This window comes from Salinibacillus kushneri, assembly GCF_900111405.1.
GTDB classification, from domain to species: Bacteria; Bacillota; Bacilli; order Bacillales; family Alkalibacillaceae; genus Salinibacillus; species Salinibacillus kushneri.
The window spans coordinates 75763-102563 of record NZ_FOHJ01000007.1 but is presented as its reverse complement, the minus strand read 5'-3'; the positions used below and the strand labels follow the sequence as shown (position 1 = coordinate 102563).

The window sequence follows — 26801 nt, the reverse complement described above, 5'->3', positions numbered from 1 at the left end:
TTGCTTGATAGCCCATAAAAAGAACCTGCTTGACACAAAAGCAGGTTCTTTTCATTTTAAGTAGTTCTGTTTGGTATTTAAATCCAAATGGTTATATTTAATATTTGTACTGTTATTTAAGGTACTAAACATACTGTGTTTTAGTATGTTATTTCATCTGTTATTTTATATTTTCTCTAAGGTATCGAACTACTTATTTTAAATTAACTTCTAAGCATCCTCAATCCATTCAGGATAACGAGAATCGTACTCCCTTCGTGGCCCACTACACCTAATGGGAGATTAAGGCTTTGCAGGAAGTTGGTTAGCAATAGAACGATGATGACAGTAACGGAAAAGACTACATTTTGTTTAACAATACGATTCATTTTTTTAGATAAGGAAACTGCATAGGCGATTTTGGGTAAATCATTTTTCATGAGTACCATGTCAGAAGTCTCTAACGCAACATCCGTTCCTTCTCCCATCGCAATGCCCAGATTTGAAGTAGCGAGAGCTGGGGCATCATTAATACCATCTCCTGTCATGGCTACAGATTTATATTCTTTTTGTAAATCCTTAAGTCTTTCTACTTTTTCTTCTGGAAGGCAATTGGCGTAATATTCTGTGATGCCGCATTCTTCAGCGATAGCTTTAGCTGTTTTTTCATTATCACCGGTAATCATTATGGTTTGAATCCCTTCGTTATTTAAAACTTTGATTGCCTCTTTTGCATCCTCCCGAACAGTATCCTTTAAAGCGAACAATGCTATAATCTGATCATCTTGGGAAACAAATACAATGGTTTTTCCCTGTTCAGCCAGTTCCTCATGAAGGCCCTTCTGAAAAGATTTTGCCTGCTCAAAACCGATAAATTCGGCTTTACCAATTTTCCAGTTAACTCCTGCAATAGTAGCAGAAATACCGTTTCCTGCTGTGTTCATCATCTCGTCTATTTCAGTAGTTAAATAAATGTTGTGATGTTTTGTATATTGAACAATAGCCTGAGCCAGTGGATGTGTTGACTCTTTTTCCATAGAACCAACTATATCTAAGACTTTGTTTTTATTTTCATTGTTGGCTAGATAGAAATCTGTTACTTCAGGCTCTCCATTTGTTAGCGTACCTGTTTTATCAAGGGCAATAGCTTTAATGTGTGAAAGGTTTTCTAAGTGGACGCCACCTTTAAATAAAATTCCATGACGTGCCCCGTTGGAAATACCTGATAAGGTAGCCGGCATAATCGAAGCTACAAGTGCACATGGAGAAGCTACTACGAGAAAAATCATGGCTCGGTAAAAAGTATCCTGCCAGGTCCAGTCGAATAAATAGTGGGGCAAAAACATCATAAGAGCTGCCCCGATAAGGACAATCTTCACATAGGTTCCTTCAAAGCGTTCAATAAAGAGCTGAGACGGGGAGCGCTCACTTTTTGCAGCCTGAACAAGGTGTATAATCTTTTGAAATACACTCTCGCTAGGTGATTTGGTTAATTCTACAACAAGACTTCCATTTAAATTGACTGTACCGGCAAAAACGTTATCATCTAATTCCTTTTCAACAGGCATTGATTCACCAGTAATGGCAGATTCATCAATGGCTGTACGACCACGGAGGATTATGCCATCTGCCGGAATTCTTTCACCGGCTTTGACTAAAATGTGATCGTTTAATTGCAAAGCTAAGACAGGTACTGTTTCTGTTTTATTTCCTGTAATGCGAACAGCTTCGTCGGGCTGTAACTTCATAAGGGAAGAGAGTTCCTTTTCACTTTTATTCATTGTATACGTTTCAAGAGCACCACTTAAAGCAAAGATGAAAATGAGGATAGCTCCTTCCATCCAATATCCGATAATCGCAGATCCTATAGCAGCGATAATCATAAGTAATTCAACATTTAAATCTTTATTTGTAATCGTATCCTCAATACCTTCCTTCGCTTTGGCAAATCCACCAATGATATAGGCTGAAACATATAAAAATACGGTAATTGAGTGCGAAAAATAAGCTTCAGTCGCCCATGCAAATAAAATAAGGACACCACTTAACAGGGCTGCTATTAACTCCAGGTGGTTAGAAATATTTTTAAACCAATGGAAAAATGGATGACGTTTAGGTCTTTGTGCTTCTTCATTTACTGGGTAGGATAATTCTAATCCCATATTCTCAACTCCCTTCACCTAATTGAAAAATATTCTTGTTTATGTAAGCTATTTGAATAGGAAAGCTCTGTACAATAAGAGAGATGTAATCACCACGTTTAAATTATAATAATTATTATCTAACTATTATTATTATAACATATTATATGCGAGATTCCATTTAAATGTTTGATCAGATTAACCTAATTGGAAATAAATCATAATCAACAAGTGGAAACTTCGAGTATATATCCATAGCATCTAAGGGCAGGAGTTAAAAAAAGAAGTCATTTTTTACCTAAAAAAACGCTCAGGTAATTTCCTGAGCGTTTATAATACTAAATTGGTTTTAATCGTATGTTATGTTTACTGTTATTCTCAGAGCGGAAACGGTTAACCATAAGGAGGAACCTTATTAACCGTCAATAAGATATTTTACATCATTTGACTAGAGGTTTTAGAATAAGCGTTTGTCTTTTTATTAAAAATCACCAGCCAGATGAGAATTAATGATAGTGTAATCATATGGAAAAAGGATAAGTCAGGAAAATATTCAATAAACAAACCACCTGCAAAAGGTCCGATAATACTGCCAAGGCTAAAGAATATTCCGCATAATATATTTCCGGCCGGGAGCAGGTTCTTTGGTAATAAATCCGTCATGTAGGAAACTCCTAATGAAAAAATTGAACCCACACACATACCCGCTAAAATAAAACTAATAAAGAGTCCGATAGTGGATTGTTCAAAAATTGATGCCATAAAAAAGATGATAATTCCCCCACCAATGACTGATAAAAGAACCTTTTTTCGACCTATTTTATCACTAAGAGCTCCTAGTGGAAGCTGTGTGATAATACTTCCGCCTGCAAAGCAAGGCAGAATATAAGATAGCATGTCAATATCATGACCAATTCGCATACCGTAAACCGGAAAATTGCCATGTAGTGATGCTTCAAGTAATCCGTAAGTGAATGGAGGTAAAAAGGCGACCCATGCTATTTTTGCTGCCTGGTAAAATCGTTTAAATGAACTTCTATTGGAGCGAAAATCTACATCCTCATTTTCTATTGTTGGAAGTTCATTACGTACCATAAACATCATGGACCAGACAAGAATACAAAGAATAGAGCTAATAATAAAAGGCAAGGTTACATGTATTGAAATGAGCTGTGTCATAAGGGGGCCAAGTGTAAAACCTGCCCCAAAGGATAGCCCGTATGTGGCAATATCCCGGCCTCTATTAGCAGGATCACTGGTTGATGTAATCCATGTTTGTGTACTGAAGTTAAGCATTTGATCCCCAATTCCAATCATTAAGCGCAGGATAAACCAGAACCATAGTGCTTCCCATAAGGTGAAGAAGAATAAGGAGGTGAATACCAAGGCACCTCCGATAAGAATCATAGGCTTATAACCGATTTTTCGTAACGGTTTTTCCATAAATGGAGAAGCAATTAATACCCCAATGTAAAGCCCGGTTGCATGCAGTCCATTAATAGAAGAAGAGATTCCACTTTGTTCTAATATAATCGCTATTAAGGGAAGAAGCATCCCTTGAGAAAAACCCGAAATCCCAACAAGAGCGACTAAAACATAAAAGCGGCCTCGTTTCGATACCATCCTTATTCCTCCTTTATTTATCTATTTACAACCTCTTGTATCTTAACGTATGTTAACGTAATGTCAATCAAAATCCCTTAAGGCTGTAGAGACCGTATATTCCTTTGCATAGATTTTAAAACGAAAGATAAAAATAAGAGAAAAATGAAAGAAAGGCTGTGAAGGAGCGTATGAAAAAGAGGCGTTTTGTGTTTTTATCGATTGTCCTAGTGACAATTATGATGTTTCCTGTTGTCTTAACAGCTGAAGAAGAAAACACAGAAGATAAAGAGGACCAATCAAATGATAACATTCCAAGTCATGTTCTGGATATATCAAAGGAAAATACTTATCCGAATACAAAAAAGGATCAAACCTATTTAGAGCCAAACGATTTGGCCAACGAGCTCATTGAAAGTTCTAAGGTAAAAATTGAAAATCCTGAATTTATCAAAATGCTGAATGAATCCTCTTTAAAGCCATCTAAATTGGCCTTTGGTTATCGCGGAGAAATTTATCTCGGGCACTGGCCTTTAAATTATAAATCAGATGAGTCAAGCATGAACTGGGAATATCAGGAGATTAATGTCAATGTATTAAACAACTTGGGCGGTAAAGAGAAAAAGACATTAAACTATGTTCAAGAGAAGGAAAAGCGTGTAAAAGGTGGTTTAACTTCTAAGACAGAAAGAGCAGAAGATGTGAAAAAAATGATTCAAATGAAGGCACAGTCAAGTACAGATCTACCCCTTGCTTTTGAAACAGTGATAGGTGCAGGGACAAAAAAAGATCAGACTTATGGTGTTTCACCCAAAAATGTTGGCTATTTACATGCTTATGCACCTGCATTAAATGAAAAGGGTGTTGTTACTTACGGAGAGGTTTATTTAATATTAAAAGGTTCTAAGAAAAAATTAGAGGTTCGAAATGTTACTAAACAGGGTATTGGAGCATGGATTCCCATACAGGACCATGCATCTTTCTCCTTTCAGCTTAAGTCAAATTAAGTATGGATTATAGGAGCTGTGGATTGCACATAGGCAAATAAAAAGGGAAGTAAGCCAATATAACATGGACAGTCCCTTTTTCGTGATTTATTCGCATTATTAAAAAGTCCGCTATCCAGCTATTCACTGGGAGCGGACTTTAAATCAACATGCTGCATAGCCATTTCCATATTGTGTTTATATAATGTTTCCGCGATAATCATTCTTGCTTGCTTAGCAGCTGTAAAGTAGAATAAATCACTGGTTACTCCCACAATAGTGAATTTATACCCACGGAAGCTATCATTAAGAGAGGTCATGCCATAAACCTGGAATTTTTCAATTGGCTGATTATACTCATCCTTCTTAAGATAATGACTGAGCTCTCCATTTAATCGATCGCAGGCTTCTTCTAAAACCTGATAAACTCGACTTGGATTTTCCTGATAGCTTGTTGTTATATGTTCAATGACGCGCATGTGGTCTATATTATAGTTTTGAATCGTGTTAACCTGCCCGTTACTGATTGTTACCAGTTTTCCACTCCATTCCCGAATGCGGAGAAAGCGTAATCCAATATCTTCAACTGTGCCTGTAAACTGGTCATTGACTGTGATAAAATCGCCCTTGTGTAATTGTTTCTCATATAAGAGGAAAACGCCGGATAAAAAGTCACGAATTACACTTTGAGCACCAAGACCAATCACAATACCGGCAACTCCTGCACCAGCCAGCAGGTTTGTGACAGGGACGTGAAAAACAGAAAGAGCATACAGCACATAACCGAAAGTTGCTGTGTAACGAACAATGGAACGAATCATAGCTTCCAATGTTTTTTCTTCACGTTCTTCAATAAAGTTTGTTCGTTTAAAAAAGGTATGGACGGCCCTTGTTATAAATTTTACGAGGATAATGGTGAATACTGCACCAATAATAAGCTTCGTTATACGCAATTGGGCTAAGTCTGTCCAGTAGCCCTGAATTGAATTCCAAAAATCCATGGCTTATTCCTCCTTGCTGTCTCATCAAAGAACATTATACAGAAAAACAAAAGGAAGCGCGAATGGAAATCATTATAAAGAAAGGTGAAGATCATGAACGAACAACAGGAAAAAATTTTAGAACTAAGACAACGTTTAGACCAGGTTATGGAACGAATTGAGGGGGTATCTCCAGATCAAATGACCGTAGATGACATTGACCATTTTATTGAATTACTTGATCAATTGGAGGAGAAGTGCAGATAGTGGGGCTGGTCCCCACTTTTTTAGGAAACACGAAAGATTTTTCGTAAAAGGGTTGATTTTTTTACGTTAATCCTTTATCATATTAAAACATTAGAGAGTTAGAGCAATAAAATATTATATTCATAGATTGGAGAAAAATCATGGCATCAGCAGTTATAATATCCGTACTTATTATGGTTGTATTAAGCTTATTACGTGTAAATGTAATGGTTTCTATCATTATTTCAGCCCTTGTAGCTGGTTTATTAACAGGAGAAACTTTAACCGATACAATCAAACTCCTTGTAGAGGGGATGTCTGATGGTGGAAATACAGCGCTAAGCTATATTTTACTTGGTGCGTTTGCAGCAGCCATTAGTTATACAGGGATTACAAGTATTCTTGTAAGATCTTTAATCAAGGTCATTAAAGGAAAAAGAAGCATTATGCTTCTTGCTATAGCCGGAATTGCTTCTTTATCCCAAAATCTGATTCCTGTGCATATTGCTTTTATTCCAATTCTAATCCCACCACTACTAGCATTATTTGACAAAATGAAGATTGATAGGCGAGGAGTGGCTACGGCCTTAACATTTGGTCTAAAGGCACCTTACGTAATGATTCCGTTTGGTTACGGATTAATTTTCCAAAGGACTATAAAGGATAGTATGAAGGAAAGTGGTTTATCTATGCCCTTATCAGACATTACCATGTCGATGATTATTCCAGGTTCAGGAATGATTGTAGGATTATTCATAGCTATATTCTTCACCTATCGAAAAAACAGAGACTATCAAACTACCGGTGAAGAACAAAATGTAGATTTAGAGAGTCTCAGTAGTGTCAAATTTGAATTAAAGCATTTTCTTACTCTCATTGCGATTGTTGCAGCAGTGATCGTACAGATTATAACAGAGGATTTAATCTTAGGAGCACTTACAGGCTTAATTCTTATGTTTATTCTCATTGTTGTTCCATTTAGAGAAGGAGAAAACATTATGACAGAGGGAATTAAAATGATGGGAATGATTGCCTTCATCATGCTTGTTGCTAATGGATTCGCGAATATCTTACAGCAGACTGGATCGGTAACAGCCCTTGTAGAACAAACTTCAGGTATTTTAGGAAGTAGCAAAATTGTGATTGCCTTCATTTTGCTTATGGTTGGTTTAGTGGTAACGATTGGTATTGGAACTTCCTTTGGTACGATTCCAATCTTGGCGGCATTATATGTACCGATTGCAAGTGAAGCTGGATTTTCAGCGATGGCGATTGCAGCTTTAATCGGTACTGCAGGTGCATTAGGTGATGCCGGTTCACCAGCATCAGACAGTACACTCGGTCCAACATCCGGTTTAAATGCTGATGGAAAACACAATCATATTTGGGATACATGTGTTCCAACCTTTATACACTACAATATCCCATTAGTTGTATTTGGTTTAATTGCTGTCGTTATCCTTTAATTTGGAGAAACACTCCCTATGTTTTAAAGCGCTGAAGGAAAGGGTGGTCGATGATGAAAATTGTTAAGGATTCTCTTGTGAAATTGGAGAGGACAATTCTGGATGATCATGATGAGCAGTTTGATTCTGTGAAAGCCATACTTCATGATGTGAAGAACAACAAGGATGAAGCATTACGTCGGTTGACAGAGCAGTTTGATCACGTAAAACTAAATGATATAAAAGTGTCAAAGGCAGAAATCATTGAAGCTTATGGTGCAGTTGAAAAACGTTTTATTGAGGCTGTCAAGCAAGCTATCTCAAATATACAATCATTCCATGAAAAACAAACGAGGCAAAGCTGGATGGATACTTCCCCATCAGGTACCATATTAGGTCAGCTCATTCGACCGTTAGCTAAGGTGGGGATTTATGTTCCAGGTGGTCGAGCTGCTTATCCCTCTTCCGTCTTAATGAATGCTATTCCTGCCCAAGTTGCTGGTGTAGAGGAAATTGTAATGGTTACTCCTCCAAATAAGAATGGAAAGGTAAATCCAGGTGTCCTAATTGCTGCGAATGAGTTAGGAATTAAGCAGATATTTAAAATAGGGGGAGCACAAGCTGTTGGTGCCCTAGCCTATGGAACACAAAGTATTCCTAAAGTCGATAAAATTACCGGCCCGGGGAACATATTTGTAGCACTTGCGAAAAAAGAAGTATATGGACTGGTTGATATTGATCTGGTGGCAGGTCCAAGTGAAATCCTTATTCTAGCGGATGAAACGGCAAATCCTAAGCTTGTTGCCGCTGATTTATTATCACAAGCTGAGCACGACCCGCTTTCTTCAGCAACACTCATAACGGTATCAGAAAGGTTAGCTTATCAAGTGGATACTGAAATTTCACAGCAGTTGCAACATTTGCCGAAAAGGGAAATTGCTGCTGAATCCATTGAAAAACAAGGGGCCATTTATGTCGTTTCCAGTATAGCTGCGGCTGTTCAGATGGCAAATGACTTTGCACCCGAGCATTTAGAGCTGCTCGTAAAAGAACCATTTTCTTATGTAGGACAGATAAAAAATGCCGGAGCTATTTTTGTAGGTGAAAATAGTACAGAGGCTATTGGTGATTATTTTGCTGGTCCGAACCATGTTCTGCCAACAGGCGGCACAGCCAAGTTCTCTTCACCTCTGGGCGTAGATGACTTTCTAAAAAAATCAAGCTTAATTTCCTACAGCAAGAATGATTTAGATGAATATGCGGATTCCATTGCTACCTTGGCGCAATTTGAAGAGCTACAAGGTCATGCGAATGCAGTGATCTTTCGTAAACAAAATTCCTAATGCATGGAATTTTTGAAGCCTGCAAATGATAAGAGTAAAGATAGAAAAGCAGGTGATAAGGATTGCGTGCATTAAGAGTTATGGCCATTAGTGTTATGATGCTATGCTTAACGGTTGCACCCTGGCAGAATGCACAAATTAAAGCCTACGATCAGACGACTTTTGGCTGGGGATATAAAAAAAACACCGAACATAATCCCCCTGATGCCGGAAAATACGGCAATATACTTGATAAATATGACAGTTATTATGTCGATAAGTCTGGGGAAAAGGTGGTATATCTTACATTTGACCTAGGTTATGAAGCTGGTCATACAGAGCTTATTTTAGACATTTTAAAACAGCAAAAGATTCCAGCAGCCTTTTTTTTAGCAGGTCATTATATTACAAGTGCGACAGATCTTGTTAAACGAATGCATGAGGAAGGCCATGTGATTGGAAATCATTCGTATAACCATCATGATTTTACCACTCTTTCTGAGGAAAAGATAAAAGAAGAATTAAATAAAATTGATGAGGAACTTGATAAAACGATAGGTGTACGCCATACCCAATTTGTAAGACCTCCACGTGGAGATTTTAGCGAGAGAACCTTGGCCATTACCGAAAAACTGGGTTATACAAGTGTTTTCTGGTCAGCAGCACTCGTTGACTGGGGCTCCCAAAATGGCCAGCAATCAGCATATAAAGATATCGTTGAACATATTCATCCTGGTGCAATTATTCTTTTACATGCAACATCTAAAGATAATGCCCTCGCACTTGAGCATTTAATTGATGAATTACGAAAAAGAGGGTATCAATTCAAAAGCTTAGAATACTTACTATGGAAGGAACATGTACCCTTTCAATATGAATGATACCAATTGGGCTGACATCAAAAAATGAATTTTGATGTTAGCCCATTTTTTGTTTACCCATTTAAAATCGTTATAAACGACTGGGTTATCATGAGCATAGCTAGAGGGATATGTTAATGGTTAGAGTAGGAGATGGGGAAGAGCCTGGATTAATGTTCTTCTAAGCTTACTTTTTCTTTTAGATTAGGCTGTTTTCTAAAATTTTGTTGTTTTTTGCATAATAATACCATTGTATGTTTTGAATTTTCTGGTAAAATTATCAAAACTGAAAATAATAGGAGTGGAGTAGAATGATAGTGGAGTATTTTATAGGAATTGTCCCGCCAGAAGAATATATAGAACAAATAGAGAATTTTCAAAACAAATGGATTAACCAATTAGGTTAGTTTAAGGGCTAAAGAAGGAAGGTTTCATCGCTTTCTACGATACCTTCTAACTGATTGAAACCAAGTTTTTCTAATGTTTTTCTAATGCGTAAGATTTTATGTCTCTAATAAATTGCAATAGAAATGTGTATTTTAAGACATTCGGCGATTTTAGGTAGCGTATAACCTTCTACCATTCGTTCCATGTACTTTACCCAATTTTGATGAGAATATATGTATAAAAAGGAGGATTCCAATGTGGACAAAGGAAGTAAGCATAAATGGATTGTTTGATTTTGATTATACATTACTCCGTTTTTCGTTTGATCCGTTAGTTGATTTAAATTGTGACGAACGCTGGGTCCGTATTCCTTTAAGAATGGGATCTGAAAAGCATATCATAAAAGTACAGGCTCTAGGTACGACTGAGGAGCCCAAGTTTAGAATTCAAGGGTATGACGAGGAAAAACAGGAAGAGCTTTCAGCCAGAGTTGAAAGCATATTTCTTTGGGATCGAAAGCTCGATTCAATTTATCGCTTTTACCAACAAACCAGACTCGCTCCATTATTTGATCAATATCCAGGTACACCGATTGTAAAGGATTTTAATCCCTATGATGCCCTTATGAAAACCATCATACATCAGCAATTGAATATGAAATTTGCCTATACCTTATCAACAAGGTATATTCAAAGCTTTGGTGAAGAAGTTGATGGAGTATGGTTTCAGCCACAGCCAGAAAAAGTAGCAAGCCTGGATTATAGTCAGCTTCGAAAGCTTCAATTTAGTCAACGCAAGGCGGAATATGTAATCGATACATCAAGGATGATTGCAGATGGCAAGCTTCATTTAGGGGAATTAGCCGGATTGTCTGATGAAGAGGTTTTTAGAATTCTGACAAAAATTAGGGGAATTGGACCATGGACCGTAGAAAACTGGTTATTATTTGGATTGGGCAGAGAAAATTTGTTGCCCGCAGCCGATATTGGGATTCAAAATGCTCTGAAAAAGTTTTGGGGTTTAAACGCCAAGCCTCATAAGGATGAAATTTATAAAATGGGAGAGGATTGGGCCCCGTATCGAAGTTATGCCTCCCTTACATTATGGAGAAGTATAGAGAGTTAAAAAGAGGAATGTTAATGTTCAAAAAATTATGATAAGGTACATAAGGGAACCTAAAAAGATGAAGTACATTCAGAATAGAATTACAGGGGGAGAGGAGAGCAATATGACAAAATGGACGTTTGACCATATTGAAACCATTGGTCATTTGATTGATGAGAATGATTTGTACAAGCATTACCACTATCCGGAAATGCTTATTCGCTATGATAGTAACTTTATGGAATTTAAACGAATGCCTTCTTTGCAGGAATTAAAAGAAGTGGAGCATAATCAAAAGGTATACCACCAACAGCATCATCAAAATCATATAAAATTTGAGTTTCCTGATAATCAAAAACCCACTTTTGAACTCATCAATTATTTGGAAAAGAACGGCTATGAGGTAGGTTTTTTAGAGCTATATTCGATTCAGCCTAAGGCGTTTCCAGCAGTAGAACCAAATCCAGATATCAAGGTTTTGGAAGTAATGGATAACCATTTTGAGGATTTTGTCGAGCTTCAGTACAGTCAAGACATTAAAAATGGAAAAGCTTTTGCTGAAGAGAAGGTGAAGTTAAATGAGCGACAAAGGCGAGATGATAAATACATAAAGGTTATAGCCTACTACGAGGGAAAACCTGCAGGAACCATGAACGTTATTCTTTCAGATCAAGCTGTGGAAATTGATGATTTGGAAGTTCGGGATGAATGGCAACGAAAGGGAATCGGCTCCCGTCTTCAGCGTTTTGTTATGGATAAATTTCCGGATTCGACCATTATCTTAGTTGCAGATGGAGAAGACACCCCTAAAGAAATGTACCAAAAGCAAAATTATCAATATCAAGGGTTTAAATATGAAGCCTTAAAAATAAAAAAAAGCTGATGGCAAACAGGATTGCTTTGCCACCAGCTTACTACTAAGATCTGGATGAAGAGGATATCCAGGCCTTTTTTATGGTATAAGAATTGACAAAATGACAGGAATGGCCACCCTCAGCTAAAAGCGACCGGTAAGACTTCTTTCCCTCCGTATGATAAGTTATCACCGGCTTTAGTTCGTCTTATTTCCTTGATTACCTATCGTTTAAGTCCGGTCGTTAGCAATACAGATGCTTCCAGCTTTTGTTTAATTTTATTCGAGTTCTTTTAGCATTTCTTCAATCGCATAAGCGACACCGTCTTCTTCGTTAGTTTTTGTTTTATACTTGCATAATTGCAGGATTTCTTCTGCTGCATTTCCCATAGCTACTCCCATACCAGCCTTCTCCAGCATGCTTTTATCATTTAAATTGTCCCCCAACGCCATCACGTCGTCCATTGAAATACCTATTTGTTCAGCTAATCGTTCTAAAGCAATTCCTTTTTGGGCATTTGGGTGATTGAATTCTAAATTTATATACCCAGATGAGGTGATGGCAATGTCTGAATGATATTCAAGTTTACGATAGACATCTTCTAATGTATTCTTATCTAAAGAAGAACTCAGGATTTTAAAAATCTGAATTTCATCATTGCCAAGTAATTTTTCATAGTCCCCCCTAAAATGAATCTTTTCATTCTGAAATCGCTGGTTAATCTGCTCCTTGATTTCTTCATCTGAGGTATCAGGATTCGCTGATTTCATAATATCTTCAATAACTTCCTCGAAGAATGCACGGCTTGTAGCATAGATTCCATCATTAGTGAAAAATTCAACATACATTTGGGCATCCTGACAGATGTCTAATATTCTTTCACAAGTCGAACGATTCATGGGGATACTGTTAGTTAACTTATGCTTTTGATCATAAATCGTTGCACCATTCAGGGAAATAATCGGGCAGGACAGGCCTGCGTTTTGTAAGGGTTTGGTTGCCGCATCATAGGATCTTCCTGTAGCAACGACAAACTTGATTCCCTTAGAGGTAACGTTCTTTATGGCTTGAATATTTCTTTCACTAATTTCTCCTTTTTCATTAAGTAGTGTCCCATCTAAATCTGAAGCTATTAGTTTCATGTTTTCGCCTGCCTTATGGTCTTATTTATCCATTCTTTACTATATCTAAAATGAGGGTTGCTTGAAAATCATTTGTTTATCCTCTAATTTAAACATAGAAGAGATTCCTTTGAAATGGAAAAATGGAAGGTGATAAAATTATGGATTTACAGTTACAAGGAAAACACGTACTAGTCACAGGTGGTTCTAAAGGAATTGGAAAAGAAATCGCCAGCGCGTTTGTCGAAGAAGGGGCAGAGGTATCCATTGTGGCCAGAGATCAGGATTACTTAAGCAAAACAAAAAATGAATTGGATGGTCGAGTATCCCTATATCAAGCAGATATTATAAAAGCGGATGAACGGGAAAAGCTTATTCAATCCTTCATAAAGGACCACGGTTCTCTAGATGTTCTCGTTAATAATGCAGGAGGAAGTAAAGGGGGAAATATCACAGAAACGGAAATGGATTTATTTTACGATACTTTAGAATTGAATTATTTCTCAGCTGTTCATTTAAGTAAGCTTGCCGCTTTACATATGAAAGAATCTAATCGTGGGTCCATCATTAATATTACCTCGATATATGGCCGGGAAAGTGGAGGGAAGCCAACCTATAATAATGCAAAGGCAGCGTTGATTAGTTTTACCAAAGCTTTTGCGGATGAAGTGATTTCGGATGGGATTCGTGTCAATAGTATTGCCCCAGGGAGTATCCTGCATGAAACAGGGAATTGGCAAAAACGGATTGAAGCTGACCCTGAGGGTATGAAGGAATTTGTGAAAAATGAAATTCCTGCTGGTCGATTTGGAACTCCAGAAGAAATCGCCAATGTAGCCGTATTCCTGGCTTCAGAAAAGGCTTCCTGGGTTGTCGGAGCAAGTATTAACGTTGATGGTGGTCAATCCAAAATGAATTTTTAGGGCCAAAACCCGAAGATATGTATTTTTTAGCACACGGTCGTCATCAACCTGGATGGTATAGATTTTTTACAGACATTTCCTCTAGTAAGGATAAAGCTGTATGAAAACCTAACAGTAAGGAGGCATGATTGCTTCCTTGCTGTTACTTTTTTATAAAGGAGCAGGTGATGATGGACAAAAAACGGAAAAAGCAGCAGGAAAAGCGGGAAATTGAGAAAGTTGAGACGGAAGAAATCGAACATCACACGGCTCATCCTGATCACAGTGAAGTGAATTTGCAGGATGTAAACTTTGCCCCTGGAGAAAATGGGTATATTTCTGGAGCGAATGAAGGAAATATCTATGGATAAAAAACAAAACGCAAAGGTTCATGGGAAAAGCAGGGGAAACCAACGAGAGCATGAATTTGCCGAAGAGTTAGCAGATGGTGGAGTAAGGGACCAAGTAATGAAAAGACAAAGCAAGAAAAGCTGCGGAGGGCTTTAGGGTAAGGAGGGAGGCCGTTCATACTGCCTCCCTCATACTAAGTGATATAGATTGAGTGGGTCTGGAATGATTTTCGATTGTAGATTGAACAATTAAAACGTTTATGGTTCAAACTTTTGATTCCACATTTTTTAACTTAAGCCACAGAGCCCGCTTTATTTCGGATATTTCGTATACAAATACCACAGTAAAATTAGAATAATAACATTAAGCCGGGATTCAAAAACGAAGGCCATAAAACCTGTATGCATCATCGGTATTTTAGTAAGAAAGATAGCCCCAAACATAATAAAAATCAGGGGTATGACAGCAAGCTTGACCCATTTTTGTATAAACAGAAATACAGCCCCGAGAATTTCAATAATAGCAATCACTTTTACAAATATAAAAGGATAGGGAAGTCCCATATTTGCAAAGTGTTGCCCAAACTCTTCGTTCAGTAGTTTCATCATCCCGGATGTTAAAAATACATAAGCCACTACATAACTCATTACTTTTAAAGGTGATAAGGAAATATTCATGATAATCCCTCCCTATTAAATTCTATGCATGAACCTGGACAAACAGTCGAAAAATTTCATCAGGGAGAACAGCTTCCTTGAATCTAAAGTTTTCGTTTATAATGAAAAAAGAAATGACGAATAGAAAAGGTGTTTTTACATGCAGAAAATTATTATAGTCGGAGCCGGTATTCTCGGAGCATCAGCGGCTTACCATTTAGCAAAAGCAGGAGCTGATGTTACGATTGTAGATCGTTTTGATCATGGACAGGCAACAGATTCAGCAGCTGGGATGATTTGTCCGTGGCTTTCACAACGCCGTAATAAAGCCTGGTACAAATTAGCGAAAGGCGGAGCGCGTTATTATCCGGATTTAGTCCAGCAATTAGCAGAAGATGGGGAGAACCATACGGGGTATCATCGTTCCGGAACGATTTTTTTACATACTAATATAGAAAAGATGCAGAAAAAGATTGATATGGCCAAAAAGCGAAGAGAGGATGCGCCGGAAATCGGGGAAATTACTCCATTAACTCCAGAAGAAACGAAAAAGCTTTTCCCTCCATTAAAAGAGGGATACAGCTCTGTTCATGTAAGTGGTGGAGCCCGTGTTGATGGTCGGGCAATGCGCCAGTCGTTGATACGAGGGGCATCTAAACATGGTGCAGTATTTGTGAAAGGTGATGCCTCCCTGACTTTTGATGGAAACCGAGTAACTGGGCTTCAAGTGGAGGACCAGACATTAAATGCCGATGAAGTTATTGTTACAGCAGGTGCATGGTCGAAAGAAATCATTAAACCCTTAGGCATAAATCTTGCTATTACTTATCAAAAAGGTCAGGTGATTCATTTGGATATTCCAGGTGAGGATACTAGGGAGTGGCCTGTAGTAATGCCTCCAAATGATCAGCATATTCTGGCCTTTGATCAGGGCCGGATTGTGATTGGTGCAACCCATGAAAATGATACAGGCCTTGATAAACGAGTAACTGCTGGTGGAGTTAACGAAGTACTGGGTAAGGCCTTAGAAGTAGCGCCAGGTTTATCAGAAAGTACCCTTGTCGAAGCGCGGGTAGGGTTTCGACCGTATACGCCTGGATTTTTACCTGTAGTTGGAGCTTTACCAAACTTTGAAGGGATTTACGTAGCAAATGGACTAGGTGCTTCCGGATTAACAAGTGGTCCGTATCTTGGCAGAGAGCTTGCTAAATTCGTTCAAGGACAGGAAACAGAAATTGATGTAAGCTTATATGACGTAGCAGGAGCTATAGAGGAATAAGACATCGTCATGAACAAATAGGATGAGTAACATAGGGGAAAGGGATTTAAAGAGGGGAAATCAATGCGACGGCTTATGAGAACCATTTATGAAAGCATCATGATCTTACTTGTCATGCTTACCATCATGACACTCTGGACAGAGAATACCTATGATTCAACCATTAACTGGATTGTATGGGGAATCTTTTTCTGTGATTTTGTGATTCGCATCATTTTAACGAGGGATAAGTGGGGTTTCATTAAGCAAAATCCATTTCTCCTTATTGCGATTATTCCCTTTGATCAGTTTTTCCAGGTAGCAAGAATTGTACGTATTTTCTATCTATTTCGCATCAAAACGATTACGAAATACTATATTACTCCCCATATTAAGAAGTGGAGTTACCGTACGAAGGCCCTGATTATCATGATGATTTTTGGCTTATTAGTCATTGAAGCGATATGGATCTGGAATATAGAAAATACAGTATTCACTTATTTTAATGGATTATATGTTGTCTTTGGCCATCTGTTATTTTTTGGTCACCAAATGTTTGATATTGAGAATGTTTTTTCTATATGGGCGCTAACGGCTACGTCGGTTGTAGGAATTGTTGTTCAAGGTTTAGCCCTGCAATGGTTTTTTTCTAAGGCGGAGGAAGTCTATAAAAGCTATAAGAATAACAAAGGTGCATAGGAAATTACATGTTTTAGAATAATGGAAGTGTCATCATGAAATAAATGATAACACTTCCTTTTTAAAGGGTGAGGTGAACTGCATGAGAAGGTTTTTGCGGTATATTACGGATTTTGTGTGTACGAAAAAAGGAATGTGGATCACACTGGCAGCTTGGTTTCTATTGATGATGTTTTTGGCTATGTTTGCCCCGAGTGCACGTGATTATGTTGTTTCCAGTGTGGATTCTCTCCCTGAAGATGCTCAATCGGTTATTGCGCAAAAGAAGTTAGATGAGCACTTTGAAGGGACAGACACAATCCCGGCACTACTTGTGTTCCAATCAGAAGAAGGGGAAATCGGCAAAGAATCTTTACTGGAGTTATTTCGTCATGTAACACCAGAAAATGTTGATGGTCTGGAGCAGGTTATTCCTATTGCACAATTATCACCACAAGCGCTTAATGGGTTTTTTTCAAAAGACAAGTCAACGGCGGTTGTTCCCGTAAACTTTGATGAAGCTCTGGAGACAGATGGGCTGGAAACGATACTAAATGAGATAGATAATTTAACAAATGAACATACAAATTTATCCTTACATGTGACAGGGCCTGCTGGAATTGCGGTTGATACGGTTAATCTATTTAGCAGGGCTGATATGGTATTAATTATTTCAACAGTGGGATTAATACTTGTTCTGCTGATTGTTATTTACCGTTCTCCACTCCTTGCGCTGACTCCATTACTAGCGGCAGCATTTGTTTATGAAGTGGTGAACCAGGTACTAGGCTTAATTGGAAAAGCCGGCCTTCCGTTAGCTAACCAATCTTTATCCATCATGTCGATTTTGCTATTTGCATCTATTATTGATTATTCGCTATTTGTGTTCTCCAGATATCGTGAAGAATTAAAAAATAAGGAGAGCAAATTCGATGCAATGAAAGATGCCATGCGAGAGACGGGCATCCCTGTATTTTATTCAGGTGGAACCGTATTAGCGGCTATGCTCGTGTTACTTTTTGCCGAGTTTAGGGATTATCAAAACTTTGCACCACTATTCGGCACAACGATGTTTTTTGTCATGCTTGCTTCTGTGACCTTAGTGCCAGCGTTATTTACCCTATTTGGCCGCAAATCTTTTTGGCCTAAAATTCCACATGTAGGAGATCAGCATGAACAAGGACATACATTCTGGGGAAGAGTAGGTGCGACAGTTGTCAGGAGGCCACTTGTATCGGTAATCGTAATGGGTGTAGTTCTAATCCTATCAGCAAGTAATCTAACAAACTTAAACTATCAGTTCGATACGATAAAGTCCTTTCCGGAAGATATGCCGTCACGGGTTGGTTATGAGATTTTAGAAGAGAACTTTGAAAAAGGTGACTTAGCTCCAACGACTGTCCTATGGGAAACATCATCGGAAATTAGTAACGATGCTAAAAAGGCTTTAGTTGAAACTCTGTCTGAACAACCTTTGGTAAGTAGTGTGCGACCGAATGGAACGTCAGGAGATAAAAGGGCTGTACAATTTCAATTAACTTTTGAGGAAAGTCCATATGCTACAGAAACGATGAATGCACTTGAGAAAATGAGAGCGAATGCAGATACAATTGTTCAAAATATAGGTGTAGGAGGTTCCCTTTATTTTGTGGGTGAAACAGCTACACAAGTGGATGATCGCATGGTCAATATTCGGGACTTAATTGTGATTGTAACACTAGAAACCTTGTTGATTTTAATCATGCTATTTTTCTTAACCCGATCTATCAAAATGCCTCTGTATATGATGGGAACAATTTTAGTATCATTTGCCGCCGCGCTTGGCTTAGGGATGTTTTTGACAGATGTATTGTTCAGCATTGAATCGATAAGTAATCGTGTACCCCTCTATTCTTTTGTGTTTTTAGTTGCCTTAGGTATCGATTACAACATTATGTTAATATCAAGGTTCTTAGAGGAACGAAGGAAGCATCCAGTGAAAAAAGCAGTAGAAATGGCAGTAGAAAATACAGGGGGCGTTATTTCTTCTGCCGGCCTCATTCTTGCCGCCACCTTTGCCGTACTAATGACACAACCAATTCAAATCTTATTTGTATTTGGTTTTATCGTCGCTATTGGCATTTTAATGGATACGTTCCTCATTCGTGGCGTCCTCATGCCAGCTTTAATTGTTCTTTTTGAAAAGGATAAATCACCTGAACAGATAAAAGAATAATAGAGAAGAGCTGTTTCAATCGAGACAGCTCTTTTTATGTTCGATATGTCAATAGTCAATATGGATTAATTCAAGTGAAGTTGGTCCACGGAAAGCGTAGTGTATTTCGGGCTGCGATAGGGAGAGTAAAGCTATGTGAAGACAGCCTCTCTTAAAACATCAGCTACTATACTACACAAAATTGTTATTGAATATTCATCAATCTTTCATATAGATAAAATAAAATAACCATAGATAGCTTGTACACTGATAGGAAGATAAAAAATGGCAGTCACATCCGCGATGGAATCCATTTTTATCATCATTTTAAGTTTTATAGCAGATGCTATTTTTTACTACTATTTGAGTAAACGTACCAAATCAAAGAAAAGGAAGCAAATCTCAATCTTTACGTCACTCTTCATTGATTTTGTGATTTATATTTGGTTAGGGAAACTTGTCGTAAATAAAGGCAAGAGGATGTCGAAGTGACAGCGGATCTTAGTCATTGAAGTGTGTTCTATCCTTTCTACCTTGTACTTTCCTGATTTTTCTAATGTATTTATCGTACATAACCGGAATAAGTATAAAAGAGTAAGAGGGACAAAAACAGCCAAACACAGGTCGAAACGTTTGATTCACTCTGTATTCTTTTAATTTGGTAACCCCTTCGCCCCTTCGTATTGGACTAGCTTTTGGCGTGTCATTAGGAGTGATTATGGTCTCATGGGGCTTCCCCTCTTCATAGGTCAAATGTCCCTGATATCTGGCTGTTAATGAAAAATAGTAGAAGGAACGTGGTTTTCGAACCTAGGATAAGCAATGGAGGAATTAGGCTATGAAAAAAGCTATCATTTTGGTTGTTCTCGCTGGGATGTTTTTTTGGGCGGTGTATGATTCTGTTTTTCAATCGAATGAAAAAGAAGCTGAAGAAAACGTTGGAATTAAGGTAGGAGATCATGCCCCGGATTTTGAATTAACCACTTTAACAGGGGAGGCTAAGACATTATCGGACTATAGAGGGAAGCCTGTGATGGTCAATTTCTGGGCATCCTGGTGTGGGCCATGTCGGAGTGAAATGCCCGCTATGCAAAAAGTTTACGAAGAACAAAATATAAATATTTTAGCGGTCAATCTCACATCTACTGAAATAAGAAAACAGGATGTACCCGATTTTGTTGATGAATTTGGATTATCCTTCCCTATTTTACTTGATAAAGAGCTGAATGTAGGAACAAAATATCAAATACAGCCCATTCCCACCTCTTTTTTTATTAATTCAGAAGGCATTATATCCTATAAGCATACAGGTCCATTGAATGAGGAACGGATTATGCAGGAGTTTGAGAAAATGAAATAAGTCTTGGTTGTGATAGAATATATCAAATAAAAAGGCTGAACTCTTCATCTTTCCTTCCTCATATTAAACTCTTTTATTATGACATGATTTCCCTTAAAGTTATGTTTAAATAGAATTATATAAGTTTTTGAATGTGTGCCGAAGATGATTTTTTTACTAAAAATTATGGAAGGAGGGGTACGTTGAATGAATTATTTCATCGACCTAAGGAGCTAGGGGAGGTCCTAAAGCTAGTTTTTTCAATCATAAAAAGTCACTTTTCAAAGCTAATTGGTATTTACCTCGTTTTAGTAGCACCTATCTATTTACTGGATGCAATCATTATGGGACTCACAGGTGTTGAGCTAATAGGTGATCAATCATTAAGTGCAACCTGGTATGAATCTATTATTTCTACCAGTACACCAGCGCCCCTTCAGGAGGGGAGTGTGTGGCTAACGATTACAGGTATAATAAGTGGTATGGTTTTATTACCGATCGCGTATGGTGCAGTGTTTTTTGCCATGAGTCATATTCGTAATAGCGAGACGTATACTACTTCTTCTGTGATTAAACAATCCCTTGCTCGTTTTTGGCCTATTTTTGGCAGTCATCTGTTATTTTTTCTAATTTTATCAGGGTTAACGTTTGTTTTTTTAATTCCTGTCGCTATGTTTGGTGTTATTAGTCCGAATATAATGATACTTTCCTTCATAGGATTTGCTATTTTAGTTGGCTATTGGATTACAAGATGGAGTTTTTATCTCATCAAAGTTACACTTGGAGAAGAAGCACCGGGATTCTCAAAAAGCTGGGACTTCACAGACGACTATGTATGGCCTTTAATGGGCTTTTATATTGTTATCTTTCTCATTACTATGTTAATCAATACCGTCATTGAATATTTATTTGGCTTTTTGCTTGGAAATGGTGTGTTGCAAATGTTTGTATTAAATATAACCACTCTTCTTACGTCTTTAATCTTCTTTGTGGGGTATAGTGTGAAGTATTTTGATGTGAAGGCTAGACGGGGTGAATGGTAGGCACTTTTGTACCACTATTATGAAGCAACCCAATTTCCTCCTGGGTTAAACCTTCTGCGGCATTAGGGACAGTGGTTAAATAACGCCCCCAGTATTCAGGCTTGCCATAGTTGTTTAAAACACAATTATATAAATCTTGGGTCACATTTGTGGAGGAATCGACTCCCCACAGATAGCTCATTATTTCACTACTTTCTCTAAGAAGGACAGGGGTGTGATGATTTTCTTCATAATATGTATATGGTTTATGACCCAAAATGGAAACACAAGAAAAAACAGCCTGTTACAAAGTAGGCTGTTTGTGTTCATTTACTTTTACATTTTTGAATTGAAAGGTTGCCTGTTGTTTGCGATTGGTTAAAACCATAATGTCTATTTCAGCGGTTTTGGGAGAAAGCATTAAGTTATGCTGAGCCGTTTTCCAATCCTTTGCCAGCTTTATTGGATCGCTTATGGATTCTTTAATGTATTTTCCTGCTTTATCTGATTCAGAAACACGAATAAGTACCTCGCCTTTACCCTTCATATCAAGCTGAAACGTAATTTGCTTTCCACCTTTAATTGATTTTGGTGTAAATACAAATCCTTCATCCTGTTTAGATCCTTTTGTGCTCACATTATAGCTTTGCTCATTAATCTCGCTAATTTCTGCATCTCCAACACTAAAATATTTATAGGCTTGTTCAGCTGCCACTAAACTTGCAGAACAGATAAAAAGTATCCAACAACTTATCCATATTGATAAAAATTTTCTCACATTGCTTCCTCCTAGTACATAACGGTTAACCATTAGTTTGGGCAATTTGAGAAAATTTATGTTTATTGGTAAGAATTATTTTTATTTAAAGGGAAGGTTACAAGCGGTATTTCATTAGCGATAACAGAAACAATTCCCTCTTCAAGTTTGGGGAATTTACTTTGGATATAATCGGCTGCTTCCTGCTGGATATCGCCTCCTTCATGATGATCCTTCACGCCTAATTCAGAAGAAAACTCCTCCAACTGGGAATTCAACTCCAAAGTAATCGCTAATTTTCCGTTTCTTTCTTTAATTTCATAGCTTTGAAAAAGATCATCATTCATCGGATCTACCCCCTCCATTTTTAGTATGGTTTCCATAGATAGAGACATGTTTGGAGGTTATTTCATGTCCCGCCAAATTTTTGTAATCCTTTATATTTATATGAAATATTTTCGAAAGTGTTTTTATTAGGGAGCATTTGGGAGGAAAGGTGATAAAAGTGACATGAATTTACTCCTGGTGACGTGAGTTTTGGCGGTATAGACGTGATTAAGGACAAAAGAGACTGGCAAAAGATAAGGTGACAGAATGAATGGGGAAACAGACAGAAATAGTAAGGAAAGTAACAGAATAAGCCTAAAAACAAACCTTCTCTGAAACCTGATAAAGTAAATTTAAGACCTAAAAGCTGAAAAACACAAAAACTAGAAGAAAGCCGACGCGTCTTAAGCGTCGACTTTGGTTGAGTATAGGTTAAGGCTTCAATACAACTTTTATACAATTATCATCTTTTCCATTAAAAATATTATATCCATGTGCTGCTTGTTCAAGAGGGAGATTGTGGGTAATAATTTCAGTTGGATCGATTTCTTCATTTACGATTTGCTTATAGAGTTCAGGCATATATGTTCTTGCATGAGACTGTCCGGTCTTTAGCGTGACGTTTCGGGAAAAGAACGGTCCTAGTGGAAACATATTGTACAATCCGCCATAGACACCGGTTAATTGAACCGTACCTGTCTTTTTGACCGCCTTTGTTGCTATTTGAATAGGTCCGAGTGTTCCACCTTGTAGTTTTAACTTTTGTTCAATGAACTCCATCGGTGATTTTTTCCCATCCATTCCTACACAGTCTATGACGACATCTGCGCCGCCTTTGGTCATTTCCTTCAATGTTTCACCTGTATCCTGGTCCTCGGCAAAGTTGAAGGTTTCCACATTGTTTATTTTTTTCGCATGCTCTAACCGATAGGGAATGTAGTCTACGGCAATGACCCGCTCTGCTCCCTTTTGCCAGGCGAATTTCTGGGTCAGCAGCCCAATCGGACCGCAGCCTAAAACAATGACAGTGTCGCCAGGCTTCATTTCCGAGTTTTCTACACTCCAAAAGGCGGTTGGCAGGACATCTGATAAAAAGAGCAGAGATTCATCGTCCATTTCATTCTCCTCAGGTATAACAAAAGGAGTAAAATTGCCAAAGGGAACGCGTAAATATTCAGCTTGTCCACCAGGGTAGTTCCCGAACTTTTCGGAGTAGCCAAAATAACCACCACTATCATAATGAGGGTTTGCGTTATCGCATTGGCTGACAAGACCATCTGAGCAATATTGGCAATGTCCACATGCTACGGTAAATGGGATGACAACTCGGTCTCCTTTGTTCACTGCAGTGACATCTGGTCCGATTTCTTCTACAATACCCATAGGTTCGTGCCCAATAATGTATCCCTCAGGCATAGGGAAATTTTCCTGATATAAATGTAAATCAGATCCACAAATGGCAGTAGAGGTAATGCGTACAATGATATCATCATTTTTTTGGATTTCTGGATCAGGTTCTTTAGTAACGTCAACATTGTATCTTCCCTGATAAGTTACAGCTTTCATGAGCAGCCCTCCATTTTCGTATGGAAAAATAACTATGCATTATTATTTGATAGGGATAAAAGGATATGCATGAAAAAATATTTAAGGTGCAGGAAAACCAAAGTAAAAAGCGTATGTTTAGCGACTTGCGGAGGTGAAGGAAATCTCACTAGTCGCTTGAAAATGGGAACATGACGGTTTCCAAAAACCTATCCAAAGACTCTCTTTTTAAAATTTCTTAAAACATAAAAAACCCTTCTCATATGTATACGAGAAGGATGGGTTCAATGCTATTCATATTGAACATTCATATCGTCATCGGTAATTTGAGGAGTGAATTGATTGCCAGCATTGCCGTCATCTGGCTGGTCTTTTACAGGAGGGCATTCATTCACAGCAAAATCATTCGTGGTCAGCTCTTCCATATCGTAAGGATGATTTTTGATTTTATCGCCATTCTCATCCGTAACCTTGCCTCCCAATTCAATTTGGCCAATGATGTCGGGTAGGTTATGGGTGTCTTCTTTGACATCATAGTTCTGGATAATGAGATCACCTTTAACCTGTACAGGATTTTTTTGGAATTTTGAATCAAACTGATATTCATATCCAGCTTCCAGTAGTAAATTACCACCGACTTTAAAATAGTCATAGATATTGTTTTGTTGGCCGTTTTTATTTTGATTAAAGCCATTTGCTAAATAGGTACTACCACCAGATTGAAAGGAACCATGTGCGTTATTACTAAAAGAAAGGGGATTTGTAAAATAGGCATGTCCTCCGATTGTTAAACGAAGGTTTATGTTGTTTACATCGTCTCCAAATTTTGCATTGCCGCATACATTTATGTCGCTTTCACTTCCTGAGGTATTGATTATTCCGTTTATTACCATATCCTTATCTGCTTTAACTGCATTTTTATTGTGAAAATCCGCATTTCCCTCAATCCACACACTTTCGTAAAACTCCCTTTTTTCTTTATTACGTAAATCCCACTCCTCTTCAATGGTCCAGCTCTTAGCCTCTTCTTTGGTGTCTGGAAATAGCCCCTCCCAGTTTATTTTGTCATCTTCATCCTTTTTAGGAATTCCTCTTATCGTGAAAGTAGTCGTTAACGTTTCGCTTTTATCGCCATCATTCCCAGTAATATTGAACTTGACTTTCGTTTCTCCTAAATCTGTATTTGGTGAAATAGTTTCTGGGATTTCTATCTTAAAATATCGGTCCGGTACATCATCATCAAGATTAACCTTTTTATTCAAATGATTAAAAATCTCACGTACATACTCTTTAATATACGTTGGACTATTATCGCTCGGAAGATCATGTTCCTTTAAATACTGGTTCATCTGATCTCTTGTATATTTCACACCAATTTCTGCAATGTCCGTTACACGATAGGAGGATTCTGTATGAGCTGTTTGATTGGCGGTAGATATAGTACTTCCGATTAAAGTCAGTGCAATGATTGAAATAAAGGCAGCGGCTAGTATGGCTAAGACCAGGGCATAGCCCTTTTGATTTTTGATGTGCTTCACGTTTCTCCCCCTCCTTTATTGGCAATTGACAATCTTGAAATACTGGTATCGATTTCTACAAAACGATAATCTCCACTTTCTATTGGACTTATTTTGAGTTTTATATGGATGGTTAGATGATTAGGATTAGTTAAGTCAATGCGTATTCGTCCGCTATTAGATGGAAGTGTATTTCCGTTAACATCTTTAATACTTGTGACTTGATACGCATATCCTGGTATAGGAACTTCAGCTTTCATCCCATTTCCATCTGTTAGCGTAAACGAATCTTTCTCTTCTATTGGAAAGGTATAAACCTTTCTTGTCTGATGGATGTCGGTAAGTTGATAAAGAATCTGATTGGCGTGTGTTCTAGCTTGATTTTTTGAATAAATGGATTGCATATTATTGTGGCTATTTGTAATAAGGCTGATAATGATGGTACTAACAATAGTCAGTAATGCGAGCGTTACGAGTAATTCTACTAATGTTATTCCTTCCTGATTGTGGGGTTTTATTGGGAGTTTCAACTACTTCACCCCCAAATAACCATATGTTTCCGCTACAATATGGTTCTCCTGATTGATAATTTCAATCTTAAAGATTTTTATATCGGAGTTTTCTTTTGGATGAGGGTTAATTCGTAAGCGGAGATCCTGATTAGATTTAAAACTTCCATTTAGATTAACAGATTTAACAGTCGGATAACCTTCTGTATTAAACCTTTCGATGTATTTTTCTCCTCGAATTTCTTCTTTATTTTTGATTCCTTCCATTATGTTTCTTACTAAATAAGTCCCTTTTAATGAATCGTCATTTTTCTCCGTAAATAGTGCCCCTTGGACCAAAAAGGTGAAAAAACCTAACAGCAGGATAATAATCAATACACTTGCTGCTAAGAGTTCTACTAAGGTCATGCCATTTCTGGATTGTAGGACTTTATTCATCGTGATCACCTACCATGCTTCAGCTGGTGTTAGTTATACTCCTATCTTACCATTAAATTCATGAAAAGGTTATACTTATGATAAAACTTTTGTAATAGGTTTATAGACTTATATATTACTTATTTTTATATTAAAGGTAAAAAATAACAGGAAAAAAGTTGTGAATATATAGTACTTGTCGTAAAATGTAGATAATAGAAAGAATTCAGACTCATCTCATCGAACACTTCACAACATGCCACCTTAGATTTACTTCACTTTTAAATGAACAAATAGAACAA

Annotated in this window: 28 protein-coding genes and 1 pseudogene; 16 read left to right on the top strand and 13 right to left on the bottom strand. The window is 37.7% G+C overall.

What is annotated here, in order from left to right; genetic code table 11:
- Positions 1 to 203: 203 nt before the first annotated feature.
- The gene (locus BMX63_RS11545) at positions 204 to 2141 is read right to left on the bottom strand and encodes a heavy metal translocating P-type ATPase (protein WP_093135721.1); all 1938 of its coding nucleotides are present in this window, start codon (positions 2139 to 2141) and stop codon (positions 204 to 206) included.
- A 414-nt stretch (positions 2142 to 2555) separates the two neighbouring features.
- Positions 2556 to 3743, bottom strand: coding sequence for an MFS transporter (locus BMX63_RS11540; protein WP_093135719.1), 1188 nt, complete (start codon positions 3741 to 3743; stop codon positions 2556 to 2558).
- Positions 3744 to 3913: 170 nt separating this feature from the next.
- Here BMX63_RS11540 and BMX63_RS11535 point away from each other — a divergent pair, with 170 nt between their 5' ends.
- Complete coding sequence (locus BMX63_RS11535; RefSeq protein WP_093135716.1) at positions 3914 to 4729, top strand: YfkD famly protein; 816 nt, start codon at positions 3914 to 3916, stop codon at positions 4727 to 4729.
- Positions 4730 to 4848: 119 nt separating this feature from the next.
- On the opposite strand, the gene BMX63_RS11530 is transcribed toward BMX63_RS11535, so the two are convergent.
- A complete protein-coding gene (locus BMX63_RS11530) occupies positions 4849 to 5709 on the bottom strand; it encodes a mechanosensitive ion channel family protein (RefSeq protein WP_093135714.1) in 861 nt (286 codons plus the stop codon).
- Positions 5710 to 5802: 93 nt separating this feature from the next.
- Between BMX63_RS11530 and BMX63_RS18055 the strand changes: the two genes are divergently transcribed.
- The 4 genes from BMX63_RS18055 to pdaA all read left to right on the top strand — a co-directional run bounded on the left by BMX63_RS18055 (position 5803) and on the right by pdaA (position 9582).
- Positions 5803 to 5955: an SE1561 family protein gene (locus tag BMX63_RS18055; protein WP_177167277.1), complete on the top strand. Its 153-nt coding sequence runs from the start codon at positions 5803 to 5805 to the stop codon at positions 5953 to 5955.
- A 140-nt stretch (positions 5956 to 6095) separates the two neighbouring features.
- On the top strand, positions 6096 to 7400 hold the full coding sequence (locus tag BMX63_RS11525; protein ID WP_093135711.1) for a Na+/H+ antiporter family protein: 1305 nt from the start codon (positions 6096 to 6098) through the stop codon (positions 7398 to 7400).
- A 53-nt stretch (positions 7401 to 7453) separates the two neighbouring features.
- A complete protein-coding gene (gene hisD, locus BMX63_RS11520) occupies positions 7454 to 8722 on the top strand; it encodes a histidinol dehydrogenase (RefSeq protein WP_093135708.1) in 1269 nt (422 codons plus the stop codon).
- Between the two features lie 62 nt (positions 8723 to 8784).
- Positions 8785 to 9582 (top strand): delta-lactam-biosynthetic de-N-acetylase, encoded by a 798-nt coding sequence (pdaA, locus tag BMX63_RS11515; RefSeq protein WP_245732817.1) that lies wholly within the window; start codon positions 8785 to 8787, stop codon positions 9580 to 9582.
- A 403-nt stretch (positions 9583 to 9985) separates the two neighbouring features.
- Here the strand turns inward: pdaA and BMX63_RS11510 are convergent.
- Positions 9986 to 10165, bottom strand: a pseudogene (locus BMX63_RS11510) (IS1595 family transposase); the annotation flags it as partial.
- A 38-nt stretch (positions 10166 to 10203) separates the two neighbouring features.
- Here BMX63_RS11510 and BMX63_RS11505 point away from each other — a divergent pair.
- Complete coding sequence (locus BMX63_RS11505) at positions 10204 to 11073, top strand: DNA-3-methyladenine glycosylase family protein (protein WP_093135707.1); 870 nt, start codon at positions 10204 to 10206, stop codon at positions 11071 to 11073.
- Between the two features lie 103 nt (positions 11074 to 11176).
- Positions 11177 to 11935, top strand: coding sequence for a GNAT family N-acetyltransferase (locus BMX63_RS11500; protein WP_093135704.1), 759 nt, complete (start codon positions 11177 to 11179; stop codon positions 11933 to 11935).
- 249 nt (positions 11936 to 12184) lie between these two features.
- On the opposite strand, the gene BMX63_RS11495 is transcribed toward BMX63_RS11500, so the two are convergent.
- On the bottom strand, positions 12185 to 13048 hold the full coding sequence (locus tag BMX63_RS11495) for a Cof-type HAD-IIB family hydrolase (RefSeq protein ID WP_093135702.1): 864 nt from the start codon (positions 13046 to 13048) through the stop codon (positions 12185 to 12187).
- Between the two features lie 140 nt (positions 13049 to 13188).
- Between BMX63_RS11495 and BMX63_RS11490 the strand changes: the two genes are divergently transcribed.
- The 3 genes from BMX63_RS11490 to BMX63_RS17770 all read left to right on the top strand — a co-directional run bounded on the left by BMX63_RS11490 (position 13189) and on the right by BMX63_RS17770 (position 14436).
- Positions 13189 to 13950, top strand: a complete 762-nt coding sequence (locus BMX63_RS11490; RefSeq protein ID WP_093135699.1) for an SDR family NAD(P)-dependent oxidoreductase — start codon at positions 13189 to 13191, stop codon at positions 13948 to 13950.
- A gap of 170 nt (positions 13951 to 14120) precedes the next feature.
- Entirely contained in the window at positions 14121 to 14300 is a 180-nt protein-coding gene (locus tag BMX63_RS11485; RefSeq protein WP_177167276.1) for a hypothetical protein, read from the top strand.
- Positions 14293 to 14436 carry a hypothetical protein gene (locus BMX63_RS17770; protein WP_245732816.1) on the top strand — a complete coding sequence of 48 codons (144 nt, stop codon included), beginning with the start codon at positions 14293 to 14295 and terminating at the stop codon, positions 14434 to 14436. The genes BMX63_RS11485 and BMX63_RS17770 overlap by 8 nt, the downstream gene beginning before the upstream one ends.
- A gap of 155 nt (positions 14437 to 14591) precedes the next feature.
- Here BMX63_RS17770 and BMX63_RS11480 read toward each other — a convergent pair whose 3' ends face one another.
- Positions 14592 to 14957 (bottom strand): DoxX family protein, encoded by a 366-nt coding sequence (locus BMX63_RS11480; protein WP_093135694.1) that lies wholly within the window; start codon positions 14955 to 14957, stop codon positions 14592 to 14594.
- A 139-nt stretch (positions 14958 to 15096) separates the two neighbouring features.
- Here BMX63_RS11480 and BMX63_RS11475 point away from each other — a divergent pair, with 139 nt between their 5' ends.
- From BMX63_RS11475 to BMX63_RS11450, 6 genes are all read left to right on the top strand, one after another.
- Positions 15097 to 16215 (top strand): NAD(P)/FAD-dependent oxidoreductase, encoded by a 1119-nt coding sequence (locus tag BMX63_RS11475; RefSeq protein ID WP_093135691.1) that lies wholly within the window; start codon positions 15097 to 15099, stop codon positions 16213 to 16215.
- 75 nt (positions 16216 to 16290) lie between these two features.
- Positions 16291 to 16893 carry a transporter gene (locus BMX63_RS11470; protein ID WP_245732815.1) on the top strand — a complete coding sequence of 201 codons (603 nt, stop codon included), beginning with the start codon at positions 16291 to 16293 and terminating at the stop codon, positions 16891 to 16893.
- A gap of 82 nt (positions 16894 to 16975) precedes the next feature.
- Entirely contained in the window at positions 16976 to 19087 is a 2112-nt protein-coding gene (locus BMX63_RS11465; protein ID WP_093135686.1) for an MMPL family transporter, read from the top strand.
- A 264-nt stretch (positions 19088 to 19351) separates the two neighbouring features.
- On the top strand, positions 19352 to 19558 hold the full coding sequence (locus BMX63_RS11460) for a hypothetical protein (RefSeq protein ID WP_093135684.1): 207 nt from the start codon (positions 19352 to 19354) through the stop codon (positions 19556 to 19558).
- 346 nt (positions 19559 to 19904) lie between these two features.
- Positions 19905 to 20426, top strand: a complete 522-nt coding sequence (locus BMX63_RS11455) for a redoxin domain-containing protein (RefSeq protein WP_093135681.1) — start codon at positions 19905 to 19907, stop codon at positions 20424 to 20426.
- A 182-nt stretch (positions 20427 to 20608) separates the two neighbouring features.
- Positions 20609 to 21448, top strand: a complete 840-nt coding sequence (locus tag BMX63_RS11450) for a hypothetical protein (RefSeq protein WP_093135678.1) — start codon at positions 20609 to 20611, stop codon at positions 21446 to 21448.
- Here the strand turns inward: BMX63_RS11450 and BMX63_RS11445 are convergent.
- The 7 genes from BMX63_RS11445 to BMX63_RS11415 all read right to left on the bottom strand — a co-directional run bounded on the left by BMX63_RS11445 (position 21429) and on the right by BMX63_RS11415 (position 26520).
- On the bottom strand, positions 21429 to 21704 hold the full coding sequence (locus BMX63_RS11445; RefSeq protein ID WP_177167275.1) for a glycoside hydrolase family 25 domain-containing protein: 276 nt from the start codon (positions 21702 to 21704) through the stop codon (positions 21429 to 21431). The two genes, BMX63_RS11450 and BMX63_RS11445, sit on opposite strands and share 20 nt — an antisense overlap.
- Positions 21705 to 21731: 27 nt before the next feature.
- Positions 21732 to 22205 carry a hypothetical protein gene (locus BMX63_RS11440; protein ID WP_093135675.1) on the bottom strand — a complete coding sequence of 158 codons (474 nt, stop codon included), beginning with the start codon at positions 22203 to 22205 and terminating at the stop codon, positions 21732 to 21734.
- Positions 22206 to 22267: 62 nt separating this feature from the next.
- Positions 22268 to 22531 carry a hypothetical protein gene (locus BMX63_RS11435; RefSeq protein WP_093135673.1) on the bottom strand — a complete coding sequence of 88 codons (264 nt, stop codon included), beginning with the start codon at positions 22529 to 22531 and terminating at the stop codon, positions 22268 to 22270.
- Positions 22532 to 22943: 412 nt separating this feature from the next.
- Complete coding sequence (locus tag BMX63_RS11430; protein ID WP_093135671.1) at positions 22944 to 24077, bottom strand: zinc-dependent alcohol dehydrogenase; 1134 nt, start codon at positions 24075 to 24077, stop codon at positions 22944 to 22946.
- A 269-nt stretch (positions 24078 to 24346) separates the two neighbouring features.
- Positions 24347 to 25594, bottom strand: a complete 1248-nt coding sequence (locus BMX63_RS11425; RefSeq protein ID WP_093135669.1) for a hypothetical protein — start codon at positions 25592 to 25594, stop codon at positions 24347 to 24349.
- Positions 25591 to 26103 (bottom strand): pilus assembly FimT family protein, encoded by a 513-nt coding sequence (locus tag BMX63_RS11420; protein WP_093135667.1) that lies wholly within the window; start codon positions 26101 to 26103, stop codon positions 25591 to 25593. Before BMX63_RS11420 ends, BMX63_RS11425 begins: the two co-directional genes overlap by 4 nt.
- Positions 26104 to 26520 (bottom strand): type IV pilus modification PilV family protein, encoded by a 417-nt coding sequence (locus BMX63_RS11415; RefSeq protein ID WP_093135664.1) that lies wholly within the window; start codon positions 26518 to 26520, stop codon positions 26104 to 26106.
- Between the last annotated feature and the right edge of the window lie 281 nt (positions 26521 to 26801).

Coding starts and splice junctions, on each gene's coding strand:
- BMX63_RS11545 (WP_093135721.1), bottom strand. CDS start 2,141: ATGGGATTAGAATTATCCTACCCAGTAAATGAAGAAGCACAAAGACCT.
- BMX63_RS11540 (WP_093135719.1), bottom strand. CDS start 3,743: ATGGTATCGAAACGAGGCCGCTTTTATGTTTTAGTCGCTCTTGTTGGG.
- BMX63_RS11535 (WP_093135716.1), top strand. CDS start 3,914: ATGAAAAAGAGGCGTTTTGTGTTTTTATCGATTGTCCTAGTGACAATT.
- BMX63_RS11530 (WP_093135714.1), bottom strand. CDS start 5,709: ATGGATTTTTGGAATTCAATTCAGGGCTACTGGACAGACTTAGCCCAA.
- BMX63_RS18055 (WP_177167277.1), top strand. CDS start 5,803: ATGAACGAACAACAGGAAAAAATTTTAGAACTAAGACAACGTTTAGAC.
- BMX63_RS11525 (WP_093135711.1), top strand. CDS start 6,096: ATGGCATCAGCAGTTATAATATCCGTACTTATTATGGTTGTATTAAGC.
- hisD (WP_093135708.1), top strand. CDS start 7,454: ATGAAAATTGTTAAGGATTCTCTTGTGAAATTGGAGAGGACAATTCTG.
- BMX63_RS11505 (WP_093135707.1), top strand. CDS start 10,204: ATGTGGACAAAGGAAGTAAGCATAAATGGATTGTTTGATTTTGATTAT.
- BMX63_RS11500 (WP_093135704.1), top strand. CDS start 11,177: ATGACAAAATGGACGTTTGACCATATTGAAACCATTGGTCATTTGATT.
- BMX63_RS11495 (WP_093135702.1), bottom strand. CDS start 13,048: ATGAAACTAATAGCTTCAGATTTAGATGGGACACTACTTAATGAAAAA.
- BMX63_RS11490 (WP_093135699.1), top strand. CDS start 13,189: ATGGATTTACAGTTACAAGGAAAACACGTACTAGTCACAGGTGGTTCT.
- BMX63_RS11485 (WP_177167276.1), top strand. CDS start 14,121: ATGGACAAAAAACGGAAAAAGCAGCAGGAAAAGCGGGAAATTGAGAAA.
- BMX63_RS17770 (WP_245732816.1), top strand. CDS start 14,293: ATGGATAAAAAACAAAACGCAAAGGTTCATGGGAAAAGCAGGGGAAAC.
- BMX63_RS11480 (WP_093135694.1), bottom strand. CDS start 14,957: ATGAATATTTCCTTATCACCTTTAAAAGTAATGAGTTATGTAGTGGCT.
- BMX63_RS11475 (WP_093135691.1), top strand. CDS start 15,097: ATGCAGAAAATTATTATAGTCGGAGCCGGTATTCTCGGAGCATCAGCG.
- BMX63_RS11470 (WP_245732815.1), top strand. CDS start 16,291: ATGAGAACCATTTATGAAAGCATCATGATCTTACTTGTCATGCTTACC.
- BMX63_RS11465 (WP_093135686.1), top strand. CDS start 16,976: ATGAGAAGGTTTTTGCGGTATATTACGGATTTTGTGTGTACGAAAAAA.
- BMX63_RS11460 (WP_093135684.1), top strand. CDS start 19,352: ATGGCAGTCACATCCGCGATGGAATCCATTTTTATCATCATTTTAAGT.
- BMX63_RS11455 (WP_093135681.1), top strand. CDS start 19,905: ATGAAAAAAGCTATCATTTTGGTTGTTCTCGCTGGGATGTTTTTTTGG.
- BMX63_RS11435 (WP_093135673.1), bottom strand. CDS start 22,531: ATGAATGATGATCTTTTTCAAAGCTATGAAATTAAAGAAAGAAACGGA.
- BMX63_RS11430 (WP_093135671.1), bottom strand. CDS start 24,077: ATGAAAGCTGTAACTTATCAGGGAAGATACAATGTTGACGTTACTAAA.
- BMX63_RS11415 (WP_093135664.1), bottom strand. CDS start 26,520: ATGAATAAAGTCCTACAATCCAGAAATGGCATGACCTTAGTAGAACTC.